Below are 1473 nucleotides of genomic sequence, written 5' to 3' on the forward strand. Positions count from 1 at the left end.
GCCATCGCCACACGCTACGAGAAGACTGCCGTCAGCTTCATGGGCGTCCTCTCCCTCGCAGCCGCCCTCGATTGGCTCAAGCGATGACACGCCCTAGGAGCGTTCCTAACTTACACCTTCTACATGATATCCCATTTAACTGGTCTCCCTGACCCATCTCTCTCGATCAATAGAGATATCTCTCCGGGCGTCGCGCGCGGGATCAATAGCTTCGCTTCCCCAATATCGTTTGCGATTCGGAGAGCTCTAGTTTGGCCGGATTTCAGAACGCGTATCCCCCGATCATGTGGTTCAGCAAAGTACATGTTTACTCCATCACGCCATTTGCATTTACCACCCGACCATTCATCTGCCGCAAACAACGACTGCTCCATTGATGATGAAACTGCTGCGTCAAAACACAGGCCAACGCATAAAAGATCCGTCCTCAAGTTAACGATATCTCCTGCGTTTGGTGAATAACTTGCAGAGTGCGCGCTACGGTGGCGCTTTCGAACTATTCCTTTTACGAGTTCTTGGACCGATGGGACGCCGATGCCGGCGTCAGAAATGAAGGTGCGAAATGTATTCCAGTAATCTACAACCTGTAAACTCGATAGTAGATCTTTCAAACCGAGATCTGAAATGTTTCCAGTATAATCTCCTGCAACAAATTTACTAAATTGCTGAACCGTACCGTGCCCTGATGCCATTTTAGCTATTTCGGTTCGCAGTTCTAGCTCGAAATCTTCTTCCTGCCGCTTCAGCATTTTTGCGAACTGCTGGAGATTCGATAGCGCGTTTAGCCTTGCCGCAATTCTAAGTTTTTCAGGTAGATCTTCGTAAGAAAGGGGCCAGCGCTCAAGAGTTCGCAATGCCTCGACAGTTCGATCTCTGACGAATGTTTCGAGCGCAATTAGGCTAGAAATTAGAATTCCACGACGGAGAACAAATACTCCTGGCGTTATTGTGGCTTGGGTTGCGCCCTGAGCCAAGTATTCGAGGCTAATAGCCTCATTTATGCCTTCAAGGCTTCTCAGAAATTCAACGCGAGCTATGCTCATAATTCATACTCACGCTAAATCAAGGAGCATGTCGCGGACTTTTTCAATCCTTAGTTTAATTCTCGATGGTGTATTTGTTCCGAGACGTACGGCTTCCTCAAATTCGGAATCGGAAAAGAGGCGTTTTGTTTCCTCAATCAGTCGCGATTGCTTTTTGGAAATCGATTTTACTTGTTCGTTACTAATCAGTGAAGACGCAATCATTTCAGCGTCGTACAGTCCTGCCAAAGCTTGCTGACGCCAGCGCAGACCATCCCAACGCTGGAACGCCATTTCACCCCAGAGTGATGCTGTTCTACCTATTGCGTTCTCGAAGGGCGAGATGAGTGCTTCTAGAGACTGTTATGAACCGCTTGCCAGTTGAGCGGCCTGTTTGAGCATGAGGCAGACGAAGGCGACGATGTGGAGATCGGCGAGTGTGCTGGGATAG

Annotated in this window: 2 protein-coding genes and 1 pseudogene; 1 reads left to right on the top strand and 2 read right to left on the bottom strand. The window is 48.7% G+C overall.

Translation table 11 applies throughout. From position 1 onward, the window contains the following. Positions 1–87: pseudogene (locus ASF22_RS24215) on the top strand (IS5/IS1182 family transposase); the annotation flags it as partial. Positions 88–119: 32 nt separating this feature from the next. Here the strand turns inward: ASF22_RS24215 and ASF22_RS24220 are convergent. Continuing rightward, positions 120–1043, bottom strand: coding sequence for a hypothetical protein (locus ASF22_RS24220; RefSeq protein WP_156647870.1), 924 nt, complete (start codon positions 1041–1043; stop codon positions 120–122). A gap of 9 nt (positions 1044–1052) precedes the next feature. Next, positions 1053–1316: a hypothetical protein gene (locus ASF22_RS24225; protein ID WP_156647871.1), complete on the bottom strand. Its 264-nt coding sequence runs from the start codon at positions 1314–1316 to the stop codon at positions 1053–1055. Positions 1317–1473 lie beyond the last annotated feature (157 nt).

The organism is Methylobacterium sp. Leaf87, from assembly GCF_001422775.1.
In the GTDB taxonomy this organism is placed as follows: Bacteria; Pseudomonadota; Alphaproteobacteria; order Rhizobiales; family Beijerinckiaceae; genus Methylobacterium.

Excerpts from the sequence above, each read along its gene's own strand:
- ASF22_RS24220 (WP_156647870.1), bottom strand. The coding sequence starts at position 1,043 with ATGAGCATAGCTCGCGTTGAATTTCTGAGAAGCCTTGAAGGCATAAAT.
- ASF22_RS24225 (WP_156647871.1), bottom strand. The coding sequence starts at position 1,316 with ATGGCGTTCCAGCGTTGGGATGGTCTGCGCTGGCGTCAGCAAGCTTTG.